This window comes from Pseudoalteromonas sp. MMG006 (assembly GCF_018101025.1).
GTDB lineage: Bacteria > Pseudomonadota > Gammaproteobacteria > Enterobacterales > Alteromonadaceae > Pseudoalteromonas.
This window is the reverse complement of the sequence record NZ_JAGJEJ010000003.1, coordinates 150,253-166,760: the sequence shown is the minus strand read 5'-3', so window position 1 is coordinate 166,760 and position 16,508 is coordinate 150,253. Positions and strand designations below refer to the sequence as shown.

The 16,508-nt window shown below is 40.1% G+C and carries 13 protein-coding genes; 3 read left to right on the top strand and 10 right to left on the bottom strand.

All coding sequences use genetic code 11. The features are described 5' to 3' along the window. Positions 1 to 282: 282 nt before the first annotated feature. The 7 genes from J8L73_RS04950 to lptD all read right to left on the bottom strand — a co-directional run bounded on the left by J8L73_RS04950 (position 283) and on the right by lptD (position 9,020). Positions 283 to 2,298: a methyl-accepting chemotaxis protein gene (locus J8L73_RS04950; RefSeq protein WP_210998833.1), complete on the bottom strand. Its 2,016-nt coding sequence runs from the start codon at positions 2,296 to 2,298 to the stop codon at positions 283 to 285. A 136-nt stretch (positions 2,299 to 2,434) separates the two neighbouring features. After that, the gene (locus J8L73_RS04945; protein ID WP_210998834.1) at positions 2,435 to 3,253 is read right to left on the bottom strand and encodes a symmetrical bis(5'-nucleosyl)-tetraphosphatase; all 819 of its coding nucleotides are present in this window, start codon (positions 3,251 to 3,253) and stop codon (positions 2,435 to 2,437) included. Positions 3,254 to 3,261: 8 nt separating this feature from the next. Further along, positions 3,262 to 3,651 carry a Co2+/Mg2+ efflux protein ApaG gene (gene apaG, locus J8L73_RS04940; RefSeq protein WP_210998835.1) on the bottom strand — a complete coding sequence of 130 codons (390 nt, stop codon included), beginning with the start codon at positions 3,649 to 3,651 and terminating at the stop codon, positions 3,262 to 3,264. Then, positions 3,635 to 4,441, bottom strand: coding sequence for a 16S rRNA (adenine(1518)-N(6)/adenine(1519)-N(6))-dimethyltransferase RsmA (rsmA, locus tag J8L73_RS04935; RefSeq protein WP_211015171.1), 807 nt, complete (start codon positions 4,439 to 4,441; stop codon positions 3,635 to 3,637). Before rsmA ends, apaG begins: the two co-directional genes overlap by 17 nt. Continuing rightward, positions 4,438 to 5,430: a 4-hydroxythreonine-4-phosphate dehydrogenase PdxA gene (pdxA, locus tag J8L73_RS04930; RefSeq protein WP_211015170.1), complete on the bottom strand. Its 993-nt coding sequence runs from the start codon at positions 5,428 to 5,430 to the stop codon at positions 4,438 to 4,440. Before pdxA ends, rsmA begins: the two co-directional genes overlap by 4 nt. Before the next feature lie 2 nt (positions 5,431 to 5,432). Further along, positions 5,433 to 6,728 (bottom strand): peptidylprolyl isomerase SurA, encoded by a 1,296-nt coding sequence (gene surA / locus J8L73_RS04925; RefSeq protein ID WP_211015168.1) that lies wholly within the window; start codon positions 6,726 to 6,728, stop codon positions 5,433 to 5,435. A 39-nt stretch (positions 6,729 to 6,767) separates the two neighbouring features. Beyond that, positions 6,768 to 9,020, bottom strand: coding sequence for an LPS assembly protein LptD (gene lptD / locus J8L73_RS04920; RefSeq protein WP_211015166.1), 2,253 nt, complete (start codon positions 9,018 to 9,020; stop codon positions 6,768 to 6,770). Between the two features lie 102 nt (positions 9,021 to 9,122). Here lptD and J8L73_RS04915 point away from each other — a divergent pair, with 102 nt between their 5' ends. From J8L73_RS04915 to djlA, 3 genes are read left to right on the top strand one after another with little or no spacing between them, the layout of a single operon-like run. Beyond that, entirely contained in the window at positions 9,123 to 10,124 is a 1,002-nt protein-coding gene (locus J8L73_RS04915; protein WP_211015164.1) for a phosphotransferase, read from the top strand. Beyond that, on the top strand, positions 10,121 to 10,780 hold the full coding sequence (gene murU / locus J8L73_RS04910) for an N-acetylmuramate alpha-1-phosphate uridylyltransferase MurU (RefSeq protein WP_211015161.1): 660 nt from the start codon (positions 10,121 to 10,123) through the stop codon (positions 10,778 to 10,780). Before J8L73_RS04915 ends, murU begins: the two co-directional genes overlap by 4 nt. Positions 10,781 to 10,809: 29 nt before the next feature. After that, entirely contained in the window at positions 10,810 to 11,670 is an 861-nt protein-coding gene (gene djlA, locus J8L73_RS04905) for a co-chaperone DjlA (protein ID WP_211015159.1), read from the top strand. On the opposite strand, the gene J8L73_RS04900 is transcribed toward djlA, so the two are convergent. The 3 genes from J8L73_RS04900 to rapA form a co-directional block, all read right to left on the bottom strand. Beyond that, complete coding sequence (locus J8L73_RS04900) at positions 11,653 to 12,585, bottom strand: DUF3530 family protein (protein ID WP_211015158.1); 933 nt, start codon at positions 12,583 to 12,585, stop codon at positions 11,653 to 11,655. The two genes, djlA and J8L73_RS04900, sit on opposite strands and share 18 nt — an antisense overlap. Positions 12,586 to 12,666: 81 nt before the next feature. Then, positions 12,667 to 13,320 carry a bifunctional tRNA pseudouridine(32) synthase/23S rRNA pseudouridine(746) synthase RluA gene (gene rluA, locus J8L73_RS04895; protein ID WP_211015156.1) on the bottom strand — a complete coding sequence of 218 codons (654 nt, stop codon included), beginning with the start codon at positions 13,318 to 13,320 and terminating at the stop codon, positions 12,667 to 12,669. A gap of 210 nt (positions 13,321 to 13,530) precedes the next feature. Continuing rightward, the gene (rapA, locus tag J8L73_RS04890; RefSeq protein ID WP_211015154.1) at positions 13,531 to 16,425 is read right to left on the bottom strand and encodes an RNA polymerase-associated protein RapA; all 2,895 of its coding nucleotides are present in this window, start codon (positions 16,423 to 16,425) and stop codon (positions 13,531 to 13,533) included. Positions 16,426 to 16,508 lie beyond the last annotated feature (83 nt).

Below are 16,508 nucleotides of genomic sequence, written 5' to 3'. Positions count from 1 at the left end.
ATTTTTAGTGCTATAGAGAAAAACCCCGTTAGCACATAGTGCTAACGGGGTTTTTATTATGTATAAAGCGTTTTATACCAATCCACAATAATACTTAATCATTTTGCGGGGCTAAACGTGCTGCTACCTGCGTTAAAAAACTCTCATTTACGGCTGCAGGGATGCAGAAGGTATAGTAATGCAGGAGCAATTGCCGAGAACAACTAAATAGCAAATGTTTTGCCAAGCTATCAACACGCTTTTCCAGCCTCAAAATAGATCATTTAATTAAGTCAATTGATATTAAACTTTGAATTCGTCTACTGATAAACGTAGTTCTTCAGCAAGTTTTGCAACTTCAGAGCTTGAAATGTTTGTTTGGCTTGCGCCTTCAGCTGTTTGTTCTGCAATCGCTACAATTGACTCTAAACGTTCGCTGATCTCTTGTGCTACTTGTTGTTGCTCTAGTGCCGCAGTTGATATTTCTTCACTTACATCGTGCGCTTGTGAAACCGCAAATGTAATTGAGTCAAGCGCACTACTAGCGAGGTCTGTTTGTTCAACACACGATACTGCTCGTTGCTTACCTTTCCCCATTGCTGTTACAGCGGCTTCAGCCCCTGTCTGTAAAGATTCAATCATCGATTGTATCTCTTGAGTAGATTCTTGTGTTTTACTCGCTAAAGAACGCACTTCGTCTGCTACAACCGCGAAGCCTCGGCCATATTCACCCGCACGTGCAGCTTCAATAGCGGCATTGAGGGCCAGTAAGTTAGTTTGCTCAGCAATACCGCGTATAACATCTAAAATACTACCAATTGATGCACTATCTTGGTGTAGTTTATTTATAACTTGCGACGCGTCATCTACTTCGCGTGCTAACTGCTCAATAGTTGCTTTATTTTGATTTGAAATGCCTTTAACGCGTTCCGCCTCTTTATCGGCATTTTTAATTTCGCTTAACGCTTGTTGAGCACTGCCACTTACCGTTTGTGAAGTGCTGCTCATTTCAGTTGTTGCCGTAGCTGCTTGTTCAACTTGTGCCTGCTGGTTACGAATTGCTTGGCTTGATTCTGCAGTAATTGCAGAAGTTTGCTCTGATGCAGCAGCAAGTTGGGTAGAGCGAGAAATAATGCCTTTAATTAAGCTACGTAGGCTGTCTATTAAGGTATTACAGCTTTTAGATAGTTCGCCAAACTCATCTTTAGCACTGTCGTCTAAACGCTGGGTCATATCGCCGCTGGCTACAATATCTAAAATACGGTTAACTTCAGCGAGTGGTTTAGTAATACGACTCACTGTAATAATAGCAATAGCAATGGCAATTAAAGTGGCAATAATCATACCTACCCATGTCCATAAATTAGCTGAGTCTACATCGCTGCGCACGCCTTGCTGCAATTGAAATGCAACGTCACTGGCTTGTTTTACTAACTCATCAATTTGGTTAAGTGCCATTTGGGTTGCTTGTTCTGATTGAGCAAGCTCTGATTCTGTCAGTGTAATCGCATCAATTAAGCGCTTTTTATTAGCGGCTAACCCGTTGTTACCTTTTATGTTGCTCTCTAACGTATCGACATACTCTTTAAGGCTTATGTACAAGTCACTATGTGTTTGTTCTATTGCTGGTTTAATAAGAGCAAGTGTGCGGGTAACTTCATCGAGGTAATAAGTTTGCTCATTTTTAACAATATCGAGCGTACTGAGTGTTTTTACAGTTAGCATATCGGTGCTGTTACTTACGACCGACATAAAGTTGTTTTCTAGGTTGTTGGCAGCTTGATAAGCACGGGGGTTGTTTTGCTCAAACCCATCAATATCAATAATGTCTAATACGACGGAGTTAGCATCTTCAGCGCTTAACTCAATATCCTCAAGTTGCGCGATTAAAGCTTTATTAAGTGCAAGCTGTTTGCTTTTGTCTGTTAGTAAGCTTTCTACTGTACTTAAAAAGCTTAAGTAAGTTTTTTCTACGTTTTGGCTGCTTTGATTAAGTGTAGTGTCGTTTTTAACTACTTCTTGCAGTTCTCGATGTAGTGTATTGAATAGCTGTTTTTGTTCATCAACTTGTCTTTTTATTGGTTCTAATTCTTTAGCTGATGAAGTGTAAAAGCTAGCTTGAGCGGCTTTACTCATTAAAATAAATTCAGCTTGTAACTCTGAGCTTTTATTTAATGCTGGAAGTGATAGTTGATTCACTTTTTGAGTAGAGCGATCGATGTTTGCTATTTTTATTAAGGAGTTACCGCCAATTATTAGTAATAACAGGGTAATAAATATAAAACCACCCCAAATACGTTGGCTTACTGTTAGGTTCATAAGTCTTCCACTCAAAAATACTTTAATTAAATCTTATCGGCGTTTGTAGCAATAAGTTAAGTAATTAAAATCAATTACTTCAATTAATTTTAACTTTCAATTTATAAATCTAACAGATGTATTATTTTATTTCAGTTTATTTAGGCAAAAGGTGGGATTTTTCTACAATTAACTTTTTACTACTTAACTCCATTAGGGTCATACTTCCCCCCCACACACAGCCAGTATCTAAGGCATGAATAGAGGGGGTTTCTGTTTTACCCTTAAGCGCAGCCCAATGGCCAAAAATAATATCGTGCTTTGTATTTACTATATTTGGGTGTTTAAACCAAGGGGTCAGTTCGCGGCTATCAGTTATTGCGCCTTTTGCATTAAGCTCTAATTGATTATTAGCCGTTAAAAAACGCATACGAGTAAAGTAATTAACTATGTATCTAAACTTTTCAAAATCATCAAGTTCGCTTAAAAGTTTACTCGGGTGGGGCTGATACATACGCTCAAAAAATAGTTTGGCATTACTTGATTGATAACAGGTTTTTGCAAATTCGGCGTACTTTAACGCGTTATTTATTGTCCAATCAGGGTTTAATCCTGCATGAGAAATAAAACAATCGTGTTGCTCTAGCGCTATTGCTAATGGCTGAGTTTGTAAAAAAGAAATGTAGCGACCAAGGTAAGGGCTTTCAAATATCGGGCTTAACTTGTCTTTAGGGTTAATTGGTTTATTAAGGTAGTGGCAGGCAACCATATGAAGGTCGTGATTACCTAAAGTGATGGTCATACTATCTTGGTGTTTATAAATGAAGTCTAGGCAAGCAAGAGAGTCTGGTCCCCTGGCTACAACATCGCCAACTAAATATAAGTGATCTCGACTTGGGTTAAAATTAACGCGTTGTAAAAGGGTGTTAAATTCACTAAAACACCCTTGTAAATCACCTATTGCGTAATCGGCCATCGATACACTTAATGTAAAATGTTAGGGCAGGCCAAACGAAACACATTGATAGGTGCCTGAAACTCAGAGCCAAACTCGTTACGTAGTGTGTAATGACCCTGCATTGTACCCACTGGCGTATCTAAAATAGCACCACTGGTGTATTTATAACTTTCACCAGGGGCAATATCTGGCATTTCGCCTACAACACCTTCACCTTCAACTTCGACTTCTTTGCCATTAGCATCAGTGATTAACCAATAACGACTTAGTAGCTTAGCACTACAAAGACTATGATTTTTAATTGTTACTGAGTAAGCAAATACATATTTTTCAAGCTCAGGTTGAGATTGGCCTTCTACGTAAAATGTTTCTACAGATACCTTTACAGGCGATCCTATATTACTGCTTGTTGTCATAAATCCAGTTAGCTATATCAATAAATTGTTGTAACGATAGGCTTTCAGCACGAAGAGTAATATCTATACCAATGCTTGTAAGCTCATCGGCTGTTAATAAGTTGCCTAAGCTATTTCGTAATGTTTTGCGGCGCTGGTTAAACGCTTCTAAACATACTGTGTTTAAAATTTTCACGCTTTTAGCTGTGCGTTGTTCTGCCTTTTTAGGGATTAAGCGAATAACTGCAGAATCAACCTTTGGAGCAGGTTTAAAGCACTCTGGCGGCACTTCTACTACAGGCATTGCATTACAGTAATACTGGGTCATAACACTTAAACGGCCAAATGTTTTACTGCCAGGACCTGCGACCATGCGCTTAACGACTTCTTTTTGCAGCATAAAGTGCATGTGCTCAATATGATCAGCAAATTCAAAAAGATGAAATAGCAAAGGCGTAGAAATATTGTAAGGTAAGTTACCAAACACTTTTAATTTTTTGTCATCACGTACCAAGCTTGCAAAGTCAAACTTCATTGCATCGCCTTGGTTTACCGTTAACTTAGGAGCTAAAAATGGGTGCTCAATTAAACGTTGTGCTAAATCTTTGTCTAGTTCAACAACCGTTAAATGGCCGCTTAAATCAGCCACAGGCTCAGTAATAGCGCCAAGGCCTGGGCCTATTTCTACTAAGTTGTCTTCTGGTTTAGGATCTATTGCGGTGACTATTTTATCGATGATAGATTCATCAAATAAAAAGTTTTGTCCAAAACGTTTACGGGCGCGGTGTCCTAAATGTACTTTATCGGTCATTGATTCTGTGCTTTTTCTTGGGCGAGCTTAATTGCTTCGCGGATCGCTAATTCAAAACTGCCAACGTCAGCGGTTCCAGTGCCTGCTAAATCTAGCGCAGTACCGTGGTCAACTGAGGTGCGGATAAATGGTAAGCCTAAGGTAATATTTACCGATTTACCAAATCCCTTGTATTTTAGCACAGGTAATCCCTGATCGTGATACATAGCAAGCACAGCATCGGCTTCAGATAAGTATTTATCTTGAAATAGGGTGTCAGCTGGCAGTGGGCCAATTAAGTTCATGCCTTGGCTATTAAGCAGTTCAAGCGTTGGGGAAATTGTTTCTATTTCCTCAGTACCTAAATGTCCGTCCTCACCTGCATGTGGGTTTAAACCACACACTAAAATACGTGGTTTTTCTATACCAAACTTAGTTTGTAAGTCGTGATTTAAAATACCCGCTACTTTAGTTAAACGCTCTGGTGTAATAGCGCGAGATACATAGGCAAGTGGAATATGAGTAGTTACAAGGGCAACACGTAAGCCTTCAGTTGCTAGCATCATTACTACATCGGCGGTATTTGATTGCTGTGCAAAATATTCAGTGTGGCCACTGAACGAAATACCCGCTTTATTTATAATACCTTTGTGAACAGGACCTGTAACAACAGCGTCGAAGCTACCGTCCATGTTTTTCTCGCTTGCTATGCGCAAGGTATCTAGTACGTATTGGCCGTTACCGTCATCAAGTACACCAAGCTCTACATCCACACCTAAGTCAACTTGATGAATGTATAAACTGCCCGCAGAGGCGACCATTGCTGGCGCGTTTTCATCAAATTCAATTAAGTTTATTGTTAAGCCTAAATGCTCAGCACGCTCTTTTAATAGTTTGCCATCAGCAATAGCTACTAGTTGAGCGTCCCACGCTTGCTGAGCAAGCGTGAGTAGCAAATCTGGGCCAATACCGGCAGGTTCACCCGGGGTAATAGCAATTCGTAAGGTCATATTTATTGTTCTGTTGGGAAAATTTCAACGTGAGCTTGCTCGCGCATTTCTTGCTGCCAGTTGAAACTTTCTTCCTTAAATTTACGGTTAAATAACATGCCGTGAGCACGGTTACGTTTAGCAAGTTCTGTTTTATCAGCTACGCGTTTTCCTAGTAGCTGAACAATGTGCCAACCAAATTGCGTTCTGAACGGCTCGCTTATTTCATCTTGCTCAAGAGAAAGTAACGTATCTTTAAACGCGGGTACGTAGGTCGTAGGATCAGTCCAGTCGTATTCACCACCTTTAAGTGCTGAGCCTGGATCTTCAGAGTATTCTTTAGCAAGCTCAGCAAAATCAGCTTTACCAGCTCGTAAGTCTTTTGCAAAACCGGCAAGCATAGAGCGTGCTTTTTCTTCGCTTAAAATAATAGATGGCTTAATAAGAATGTGACGAGAACGAACCTCTGTAGTTTCTACTACTTGCAGGCCACGTACGTCTTGTACTTTGATTATATGAAAACCTGCGCCTGAGCGAAGAGGACCAACGATAGCGCCTTTTTTCTTACCCTTTACTGCTTCAGCAAAAAGCGATGGCATTTCATTAATACCCATATAACCAAGCTGACCACCTTCAAGTGCTTGAGAACCACTTGATGATGAAATAGCAATACGTTTAAATTCTTGGCCGTCGTTTAATAGCTCAATAACTTTATCTGCACGTGTCTTAGCGCTAGTAATCTCTTCAGCGGTAGCATCGTTAGGGATATCAATTAAAATATGGCCAATATCGTACTCTTCAGCATTTTGACCTTGGGTTTCCATAATTTTTAAAAGGTTATCAACTTCTTGCTCGCTGATATAAATACGGCGATCAACGTTGGCACGCGTGACTTGTTGGGTGGTTATTTCTTTACGAATTTCTTCACGGTAGCTTTGAAAGCTTTCACCAGCACCTTCAATAGTACGGCGCAAATCGGCAATAGTACCGCCTTGCTCTTTAGCCATATTGGCAAGTGTTTGATCCAGTTGGCTGTCTGAAATTTGTAGGCCCATACGCTCAGCCATTTGCATCATAAGCGCTTGGTTTACTAAACGTTCAACAGCTTGTACACGAAGCGTTTCGTCTTTTGGAAGTTGTTGGCCTTGCTCTGCTGCTTGCTTTTTAACACGATTAATTATGGTGTCTACTTCGCTTTTTAAAATTACGCCTTGGTTTACAACGCCTATAACTTTATCAATTTCTACTGGTGCAGCCATTGCACTTTGACAAAGACTGATACTTAAAACTGCTGATGTTAATAATTTTTTTAAATTCATATTCTTTTTACTACTCTTGCTAATAGTACTGTTGTGATACTAGTTATTAAGAAAATACGGTCTACGATAGCCAAAAATACCTTGTTGTAATAATTTTTGTGCATCATAACGGCTTTTACTGCCAAGTCCTTTTAATACAAAATTCAAACTAATACCTGAATCAAAAGTTGCTTGTTCTTGCCCTATTAACTGATTTAAATCAGTTTCTATTTGGCGATGGCCAGTAATTTGGATTGCCCAACAGCATGATTCATACTGAAATCCGCTCAATACTTCGATGCTTCGATTATTTTCAAGGTCTCGGTGATAACTCGCAATAAATTGCCACTCGTCACTAATAGGAACACTTGTAAATACACCTGCTTGCTCGATTGTATTTCCTGAGACATCATTTGCATAGCGATGGTTCAATTGTACTAGCTGATTATTATCACCTTTGTAATCAAGCGTGACATTAGACTGTACCATTTGCTTGCCATCTGTATCGTACTGAATGCCCCCAGCAAGATACCAGCGGCGATGCCAATGTAACATGGTTTGTGCTGCAAACAGTGCATTATAATTTGTATCGGAGTTTAAGCCTTGCTCTGTAGGCTTTGCATCGTCACTTAAATAAAAGATTTGCCCAGCACTAAAGTTAAATACTTCTTCTTGTTTTTTATCAAACAAGCGAGTTGTTGCACCTAACGTAAATTGATTAGCTGCCGCTATTCGGTCAACACCTGAAAAACGCACGTCTCTGAATAAGCCGTAATAATCGTCTTGTAATTTGGTGGTATCAAATAAGCCTATGTCTGACTGATCTTTATTTGGGGTATACAAATATTGAATTTGAGGCTCGAGTGTTTGTACTGCATCTTCAAAAAAGTAAGATGCATCACGCTCAAAATTAAGCTGTGAGTAAAGGCGTACTTTAGGGATTGTGCGCGATACGGTATCGCTATATTGCGTACCGGTTAAGTTACCACTTTGCTTATAGTTAGTTTGTAACAAGCTCACTTCAGATAAAAAAGACCACGCATGCGTTGCGTAGTTATAGCGAGCTTTAGGCTCAATATGAACACGTGTTGCACTTTCAATATCTACTTCAGATGAGTCATTAGTAAAATGACTAATTTCACCTGATAAAGTAAAGTCAAAGTTATCAAAACGCCACGGTGCAATTTGTGTAAAGTTAATTTGAGGTACAGCGGTATAAGACTCTAAGTGATCACCGAGTACTTCGAAATTTTGTACTTTTATATCGGTACGCCATGTCTCACCTAAATGAGTTAGTGAGCCTGTACGATAAAGTTGAGTGTCCGTTTTGTTGGCATAATTTGAACCTAAGTCAGTGATGTAGTTATCATCACTTACGTTAGTAACATCAACATTTGCACGCCAGTTTTCACCTAAGTAACTTTGCTGCTGCCAATGAAATATGTAGCGTTCTTCTAAATCAGGTTCTGAGTCGTCGCTATCTAAATATTCAACACCCACTAAACCTTCATGCTGCTCAGTAAGGTATCTAAACTCAGTTTGTAATTGCAAACCTTTATTAGACATATAGCGCGGTGTGATGGTGGCATCAAAATTAGGCGCAATATTTAAATAATACGGTGTAACGGCTTCAACCCCGTATTTATCAGAGCTTGAAATGGTTGGTGTTAACAGTCCCGATTTACGGCGCTCATCTAATGGGAATGTAAAATACGGTAAATATAAAATGGGTGTATCTAAAATACGTAAAACTGCATTGTAGGTTTCACCCCAACCTTCTTCGCGAGAGAGATTAATTTCGTCGGCTTCTATTTCCCATACTGGTGTATCAGTAGGGCAAGTAGTAAAGCTTGCATTCATTAGCAATAAGCCAGACTGATTAACAGTCAGTTTTTCTGCGCCGCCTTTGCCTTGTTGTTCGCTCAGGCTGTAATCGGCGCCTAATAAACTCACTTCTGAATTATTTAAATCGGCGTTTAAGCCGGTGCTGTTTACCTTACTAACATAATCTTGATAAGTAATTGGCCCAGTTGCATTTAGTAACCCACGCTGTTTGTCTATCAGCGCAGTTTGTGCGGACAAACTCATCTTAAGGGTGTTAATATCAACATTGCCGGTAAATTCAGCGCTTTGAGTGCCAAGTAGCTCGACATCATCAGCTTGAATGTCAACTTCACCAAGGTTAAGGCCTTCAAGTGGTTGCCAAGCTCTGGTTTGCATTGAAATGCCACACAGGTTGTGTGCAAGTTCAGTTTCGGCAAGCGATGGTGCGCTAACTACGCTTAGCATCAATATGCCCCAGGTTTTGCTCATTTATTAACCTTAATGCTGTGTGATTAAATATAATCTACACATAATAAAGGAAAATAATGGCAAATACAGTAATTGACCTATAAAAATAGATATCACTATAAAATGACACGCTTTGAGAATTTACAACAATTTATAAACGTACAGCTTAATGCCAAATCACATACTCTAAATGCCATTACGGGAGATGCGAGCTTTCGTCGTTATTACCGTCTTAATCACGATAATAAACAGTTAATAGTGATGGACTCAGATCCGAAAAAAGTAAATAACGAGCCGTATATTTCGTTAAATAAAGTGTTTACTGAACAAGGCTTTTTGCTTCCCTCCATAATTGCAAGTGACGAACAACAAGGCTTTTTTATATTAAGTGATTTAGGGTCTACTCATTTAGCCGATATGCTCGATGACAAAAATAAAATAGAGCATTACCAAGCATTAATCAGTTTAAGTGCGCAGTGGGCAAAAACGCCTGCAGCTTCAGCCATGCAAGCTTATAGCAAAGATTTCATCCAACTTGAGCTAGGCATATTTAGCCAATGGTTAGTGAGTGATTTTATAAGTGAATCACTCACTACTGAGCAAGTTGCTGTGTGGCACTCAAGCTGCGAGTTACTTACAAATGCTATGCTTTTACAACCAATCGTGACAGTTCACCGCGATTATCACAGTCGTAATATTATGCATAGCAACAGCCAATGGGCCATTATTGATTATCAAGACGCCGTACAAGGCCCACTTTGCTATGACCTAGTATCGCTATTGCGCGATTGCTACTACAAACTACCTGAAAGTGAGTTATCAAGCTTACTTGATTTTGCTTATAAAGAATTTATCGCTCAAGGGTTAATAAAAAATACCTCTTTTAGTGAATTTAAATATTGGTTTGATTTAACCGGTATTCAGCGCCATTTAAAAGCCGCAGGCATATTTTGTCGGCTATATTTACGGGATTCAAAAACAGGTTATTTAGATAATATTCTACCAACACTCGATTACATTGTTGAAGTAGCCGCACATTACCCAGAGCTTAGTGATTTAAGTGAGTGGATAAAGAATACAATTGTGCCAAAAGTTACAAAGCAACTTGCTGTGGAGCGTACATGAAAGCAATGATTTTAGCCGCAGGGCGCGGCAAGCGAATGATGCCGCTAACGCAAAATATGCCAAAGCCCATGTTAAAAGTGGCTGAAAAACCACTTATTGAGCACCATATAAATAATCTAAAGGCGGCGGGTATTACTGACATTGTAATAAACCTCGCATGGCAAGGTGATAAAATTAAAGATTATTTTAAAGATGGCAGCCAATTTGGTGTGTCTATAAATTACAGCCAAGAGGTTGAGGGCGGCCTTGAAACAGCCGGTGGAATTATTCAGGCGTTACCGCTGCTAGGTGATTCGTTCATTGTTATAAATGGCGATGTATACACCGATTACGATGTAAGTGCGCTTATGCAGCTACATTTACAATCAGGCGAAGCGCATATAGTACTAATAGAAAACCCGGCGCATAACCCTGATGGCGACTTTACATTAAGTCATTTATCGGATGAGAGCCAAAAATATACGTTTTCAGGGATCAGTCGATATCACGCTGACTTTTTTAAAGGGTTAGCCCATGGAGTTCGGCCTTTAGGGCCAATATTACGTGAAAAGTTAAATGAACATTTAGTCTCTACTGAGCTCTATATTGGTCAATGGGATGACATTGGCACGCCAGCGCGTTTGGATGAATTAAACAAACGTTTAAAAGCGCAGTAAATATTAATTTAAAAAAGGCAGTATTATAAATGTGGGGAAAAATTCTCGGTTTTTGTTTTGGCTTTATGTTTGGCAAAATTTTTGGTGCCATATTAGGTTTATACCTAGGCCATTTATTTGATAAAAGTCTTAAAAACGATTTTGATAAAGCGGGTGGCTTTTCAAGCTTATTTAAAGGCGACGATGTGCATGAACGCCAAGCGTTGTTTTTTTCAAGTTGCTTTGCGGTTATGGGGCACATTGCAAAATCGAATGGTCGTGTAAGCGAAGTACATATAAAAGCAGCTAATTTATTTATGGATGAAATGGGCTTAAAAGGTGATGAGCGCCGCGAAGCCCAACATGCATTTCAAGCTGGTAAAGAAAGTGATTTCTCTTTAAAAGAAACCGTAAGCGATTTTAAGGAGCGCTTTACTACTCGCCACGATTTATTGCAGCTGTTTTTAGAAATACAAATTCAAATGGCATTTTCTGATGGTGTATTAGCTGAGCAAGAAAAGCAGTTATTAGCGCAGGTAAGTAAGCAGCTAGGTATTTCTAAACCTCACTTTGCATTTGTTTTAAAACGCTACCAAGCTGAGTTTAATTTTAGACAGCAACAGCAGCGTTATAAACAGCAGCAACAAGGTCAAAGTAGTAGCTACCGTGAAGGTTCTGGGCACCATGTGCCGCCAAATAATAGTATGAACCGCTCACAAGCACTTGCGCTACTAGGGTTAAATAGCGATGCAACTGCGCGAGAGATTAAAGTCGCATATCGAAAATTAATGGCGCAGCATCATCCTGATAAACTTGTGTCGCAAGGGTTACCAAAGCATATGATGGAAGTTGCGGTTAAAAAAAGCCAAGACATACAGGCCGCTTACGAGTACTTAAAAAAGGCGGCGTAAAAAACCGTCTATTTCTTTGCTTAAACGTGCATGCTGCTGTGGGGCGTTTCGCATACCAAAAAGCTGGCGCTGACGATAATCAAACTTAGCGTTTCTGTTAACCCAGCGCTTGCGGTTTTTAAGGCTAAGTAAAATGTCAGTACTGTCGTTTGTGTAGTAAATATCAAGTAACGCAGGGGTTACTAGCGATGTTGCTTGGCTTAATTCTTCATTGCGTTGAGCATTCGGTAAGTAGCTGCTTAGGCTAATAAATGCATTGATTTTAGACTCTGGGAAATCTGCATAATACTCAAGTAACATGCCTGCACTCGCTCCTTGCGCAATGACAACAATATTATTAGGCTCAGCCATCGCTGTTTGATAGAGCGCTTCATAGCGCAGTATTAAATTAGTTTTATAGTCATCAAGCACGTCGTTATTTATAAGCTCAGTTGCACTTACATAGTGTGGCTCTTCGCTTTGCTTGGCAGGCTCATTTGCATTATCTTTTGATTCTTTTACAGCTGGGTTCTCTGCAGCGTCAGTAGGCGTAGCAGGCTTCATTTTTTTTGCTTGCCAATCTATATCTGGCACAGTCATAGCGTAGGTTGTATAACCTAAATTGTTTAGCTCTTTACGAAGAAAATTCATACCAGAATTATTAGTTGGCACAGAATGCCAATCCGGAATAAGTAAAACGACTCCTCTAAAGTTACTGCTCATATATTCGCTATAAAGGCTTAAAAACTCTGTATCGCCAGCAAGAATTGGTTTTATTTCAGTACTGGGGAGTAGGCTTTCAATATCGCTGTTTTCAATACTGGAAAGTGCAGGTGGGGCAATATGTTCAACCGCAGTTGCAGGTAGAGCTAAAAAAACTGTGCAGCTAAATGCTAAGCAACACAAATTTTTTTTTAATAATTGCAAAAAAACCATAACACACCCAACTAAAAGCCATTAGTTAGGTATCGGCCTAGTTAACTAAAAGTTTAATAATTTAGTTAGTCATTGAGCTTATTAAAACTCAGGGTCAGCCTCAAAAGTAAGTACTTGCTCAGTAACAGGGTGCTTTAATGTAAGCATTTGCGCGTGTAATTGTAAGCGAGGAGCAGCAGCGAGTGCATCTTTATGTGCGTATAACCTATCACCTAAAATAGGGTGGCCAAGGCTTAACATATGCACACGCAATTGATGCGAACGCCCTGTTATTGGAGTGAGCTCTACGCGGGTAGCATTAGCTTCGCGATCAAGTATTTTATAATGTGTAAGCGAAGGTTTACCTCTTTCATGGTCAACCATTTGTTTAGGGCGATTAGGCCAGTCGCAAATAAGCGGTAAATCTACTGAACCGTTAGGGTGTTCAAGCTGACCGTAGACGCGTGCAATGTAACGTTTTGCGGTTTCGCGTTCTTGAAACTGCATACTTAAATGCCTATGCGCCGCCTTATTCATTGCCAAACACAATATACCTGAGGTCGCCATATCTAAACGATGAACTATTTTAGCTGTTGGAAAAACGCGATTAACGCGGTTAATTAAACTATCGGCATGTTTTGGATCTTTACCCGGAACCGTTAATAACTCACTTGGCTTATTAACAATGAGCAAGTCGTCATCTTGGTACAGTATGGTCAAATACGGACTCATTGGGGGATTGTAATTAACTAACACGGCCGACCTCAGTAATTTTGCAGGGCGCTATTTTAGGGGAGCAAAGGAAAAGGCTCAAGGAAAACATTCACAGCCTGTACAAAGGCTCCTAGCTTGTATGCAGTTTTCTAATGCATAAAAAAAGCGCGATATAAATACCGCGCTTTATTAAGCTGCCATTTTCAATTTTTTACTAACGTCTGACAGCTATAAACTTAAAACTCAAAAACCTTAGTGCGAAACTACAATTAAGCGAATTGCATCAAGTTGTAACTGCGCTTTTTCAATATGCGTAGTCAGCTCGCTGCGCTGCTTATCGAAGAAAGTAATTTCCTCTTGGCGAATATTCGGGTTAATTTGTTTAAGGGCTTCTAAACGAGATTGCTCTTCACCTAGCGTACTTTGCATTTTAGTTAAAGAGGCTTCACGGATCACTTCTAGTTTTTCTTGCGCCATGTCTTTTGCATTGCTGATCATTGGGTGAATAGCGCTTTGTAGTGCGCCGGCAAGTTTACTTGCTGTTTGGCGACCCACGGCTGAAAGTTGTTGGTTAAAGCCATCAAACGCTACGTTTTCACCTAAGTTATTACCTGCTTTATCAAGTAATATACGAATAGGTGTTGGCGGTAAAAAGCGACCAACTTGCAATACTTTTGGTGCCATTGCTTCGGCAACAAATATCAACTCAACAAAAAAGGTACCCGGTGGTAATTTTTTGTTTTTAAGCAGTGCAACCGATGCGCTACCAAAGTCGTCGTCACAAATCATGTCCATAGTGCCTTGCACCATTGGGTGATCCCAACTAATAAAATGTACATCTTCTTGCGAAAGTGCAGTATCACGGTCAAATGTGACTGTCATACCGTCTTCTTTTAAGCTTGGGAACGATGCGTTTAGCATATGCTCTGTTGGCTTTAATATAATCGTGTTTTCGCCTTTGTCTTCTTGGCTTACGCCGAAGGTGTCGAATACGTTGATCATGTAACTTGGAAGCTCAAACTGATTGTCGAGTTTTTCAATGTCAGTAACCAGAGAGTCAGCAGCACCTTGGCCAGAAGAATGCAGCTCTAATAAACGGTCTCGTCCACTTTCCATTTTTTTACGTAGCACGGCATTTTGTTGCGCTACTTGTTCTAGCATTGGATCTAGCTCGTCTTCATCACAGTTATGCGCTGAAATGTATTCAAGTAAATCTTCGCGAAACTCTTTATACAATAACTGACCAGTGGTTGATGTGGTTTCAAAGGCATCTAGGCCTTCGTTGTACCAACGCAATAATACTTCTTGAGCTGTGTTTTCAAAATATGGCACGTGAATATTCACGTCTTGTGTTTGACCTATGCGGTCAAGTCGGCCAATACGTTGCTCTAGTAAATCAGGATTTAGTGGTAAATCAAATAACACTAAATGATGCGAGAACTGAAAGTTACGACCTTCTGAGCCAATTTCTGAACACAATAGTATTTGTGCGTTGTCGTATTCGTCGGCAAAAAATGCAGCCGCGCGGTCACGCTCTATAATCGACATACCTTCGTGGAAAACCGAGGCTTTAATCGCTTCGCGTTCACGTAGTATTTGCTCAAGGCTAATGGCGGTTTCGGCTTTGGCACAAATAAGGAGTACTTTTTCGTGTTTAAGCGTTTTAAGTGTTTCGATTAACCAATCTACACGTGGGTCAAATAACCCCCAGCTTGCACTTTCGCCCTCAAACTCTTGAAATATTTTTTCTGGAAAAAGAGCGCGATGTGCACTTAGTTCAGCGTTTTGAATACCACCCATATTACCTAGTACCGACATAGCCGTTTTGTACTGCTTTGGTAATGCCATTGGGTAGGCGTGTAATTTACGACTAGGGTAGCCATCAATGCCACTACGGCTGTTTCTGAATAATATACGGCCAGTACCGTGACGATCGAGCAGCATGTTGAGTATTTCTTTACGCGCTGGTAAATCACCTTGCTGTGCTTTTGCAAGAATATCGGTAATGTCGGTTTCTTTTAATAGCTCGATAAGTGTCGCTTTAGCTGTATCGTCTAGTGCTTGCTCTTGCAATAACTGATTTGCAGCCTCTGCTACGTCTTTATAATTTGCTTCTTCTTCTTTAAATACGTCGTAGTCGTAAAAACGGTCTGGGTCGAGTAGTTGTAAGCGCGCAAAGTGACTGCTATGACCTAGTTGATCAGGTGTAGCGGTAAGTAAAATAAGGCCCGGAATATCTTGGCTAAGTTCAGCCATTCGTTGATATTCAGTACTTGGTTTTCCATTATTAATGCTTAAGTGATGCGCTTCATCAACAACGAGTAAGTCCCAATCAGCAAGTGTTGCTTGTTCAAACCAGCGTTTTTTCTTAGTTAAAAACTCAAGGCTTGTAAGCACTAGCTGCTCTGTATCAAATACGTTTGGTGAATCGGCAAAGGCTTCGTCACAACGCTCTTCATCAAAAATAGAAAAACGTAAGTTAAAGCGACGTAGCATTTCTACTAACCATTGGTGCTGTAGGTTTTCAGGCACAACAATAAGTACGCGGCTTGCACGGCCACTAATTATTTGTTGGTGTAAAATCATGCCTGCTTCAATGGTTTTACCTAGGCCTACTTCATCAGACAGTAAAACGCGTGGTGCAAAACGTTTACCTACTTCTTGTGCAATATAAAGCTGATGCGGAATAAGGTTAGCGCGTTGGCCAATTAAGCCCTTAATAGGTGATTGCTGGCGTTCAAACTGGTGCTGCCAAGTTTGGTAGCGAAGTGTATAACGATCAAAACGATCTATTTGGCCTGCAAATAAACGATCTTGTGGTTTATTAAACTTAATAAAATGATCTAGAAAGGTTTCTTTTAACTTTGCTTCTTCGCCGGTATCAACACGTGACCCTACATAGCAAAGTAATTCACCTTGAACTTCAATAGACTCTACTTCTAATTCCCATTCTTCAACGCTTTTGATCACATCGCCAGGATTAAATGCCACACGGGTAACAGGTGCTTCTGCTGTAGAATAAACACGGTTTTCACCACTGGCAGGAAATAAAATGCTGACCTGACGGCCCTCAATGGCAACTACGGTGCCTAATCCTAAATCTGACTCTGTATCACTGATCCAACGCTGACCTAAGGAAAAATTCATGTATGTCTCGTCTATGAAGAAAAAGGCGGCTATGTTACCTGTTACATAACACCACTGCAAGGCGCTATTTGGCTCACTTTTAA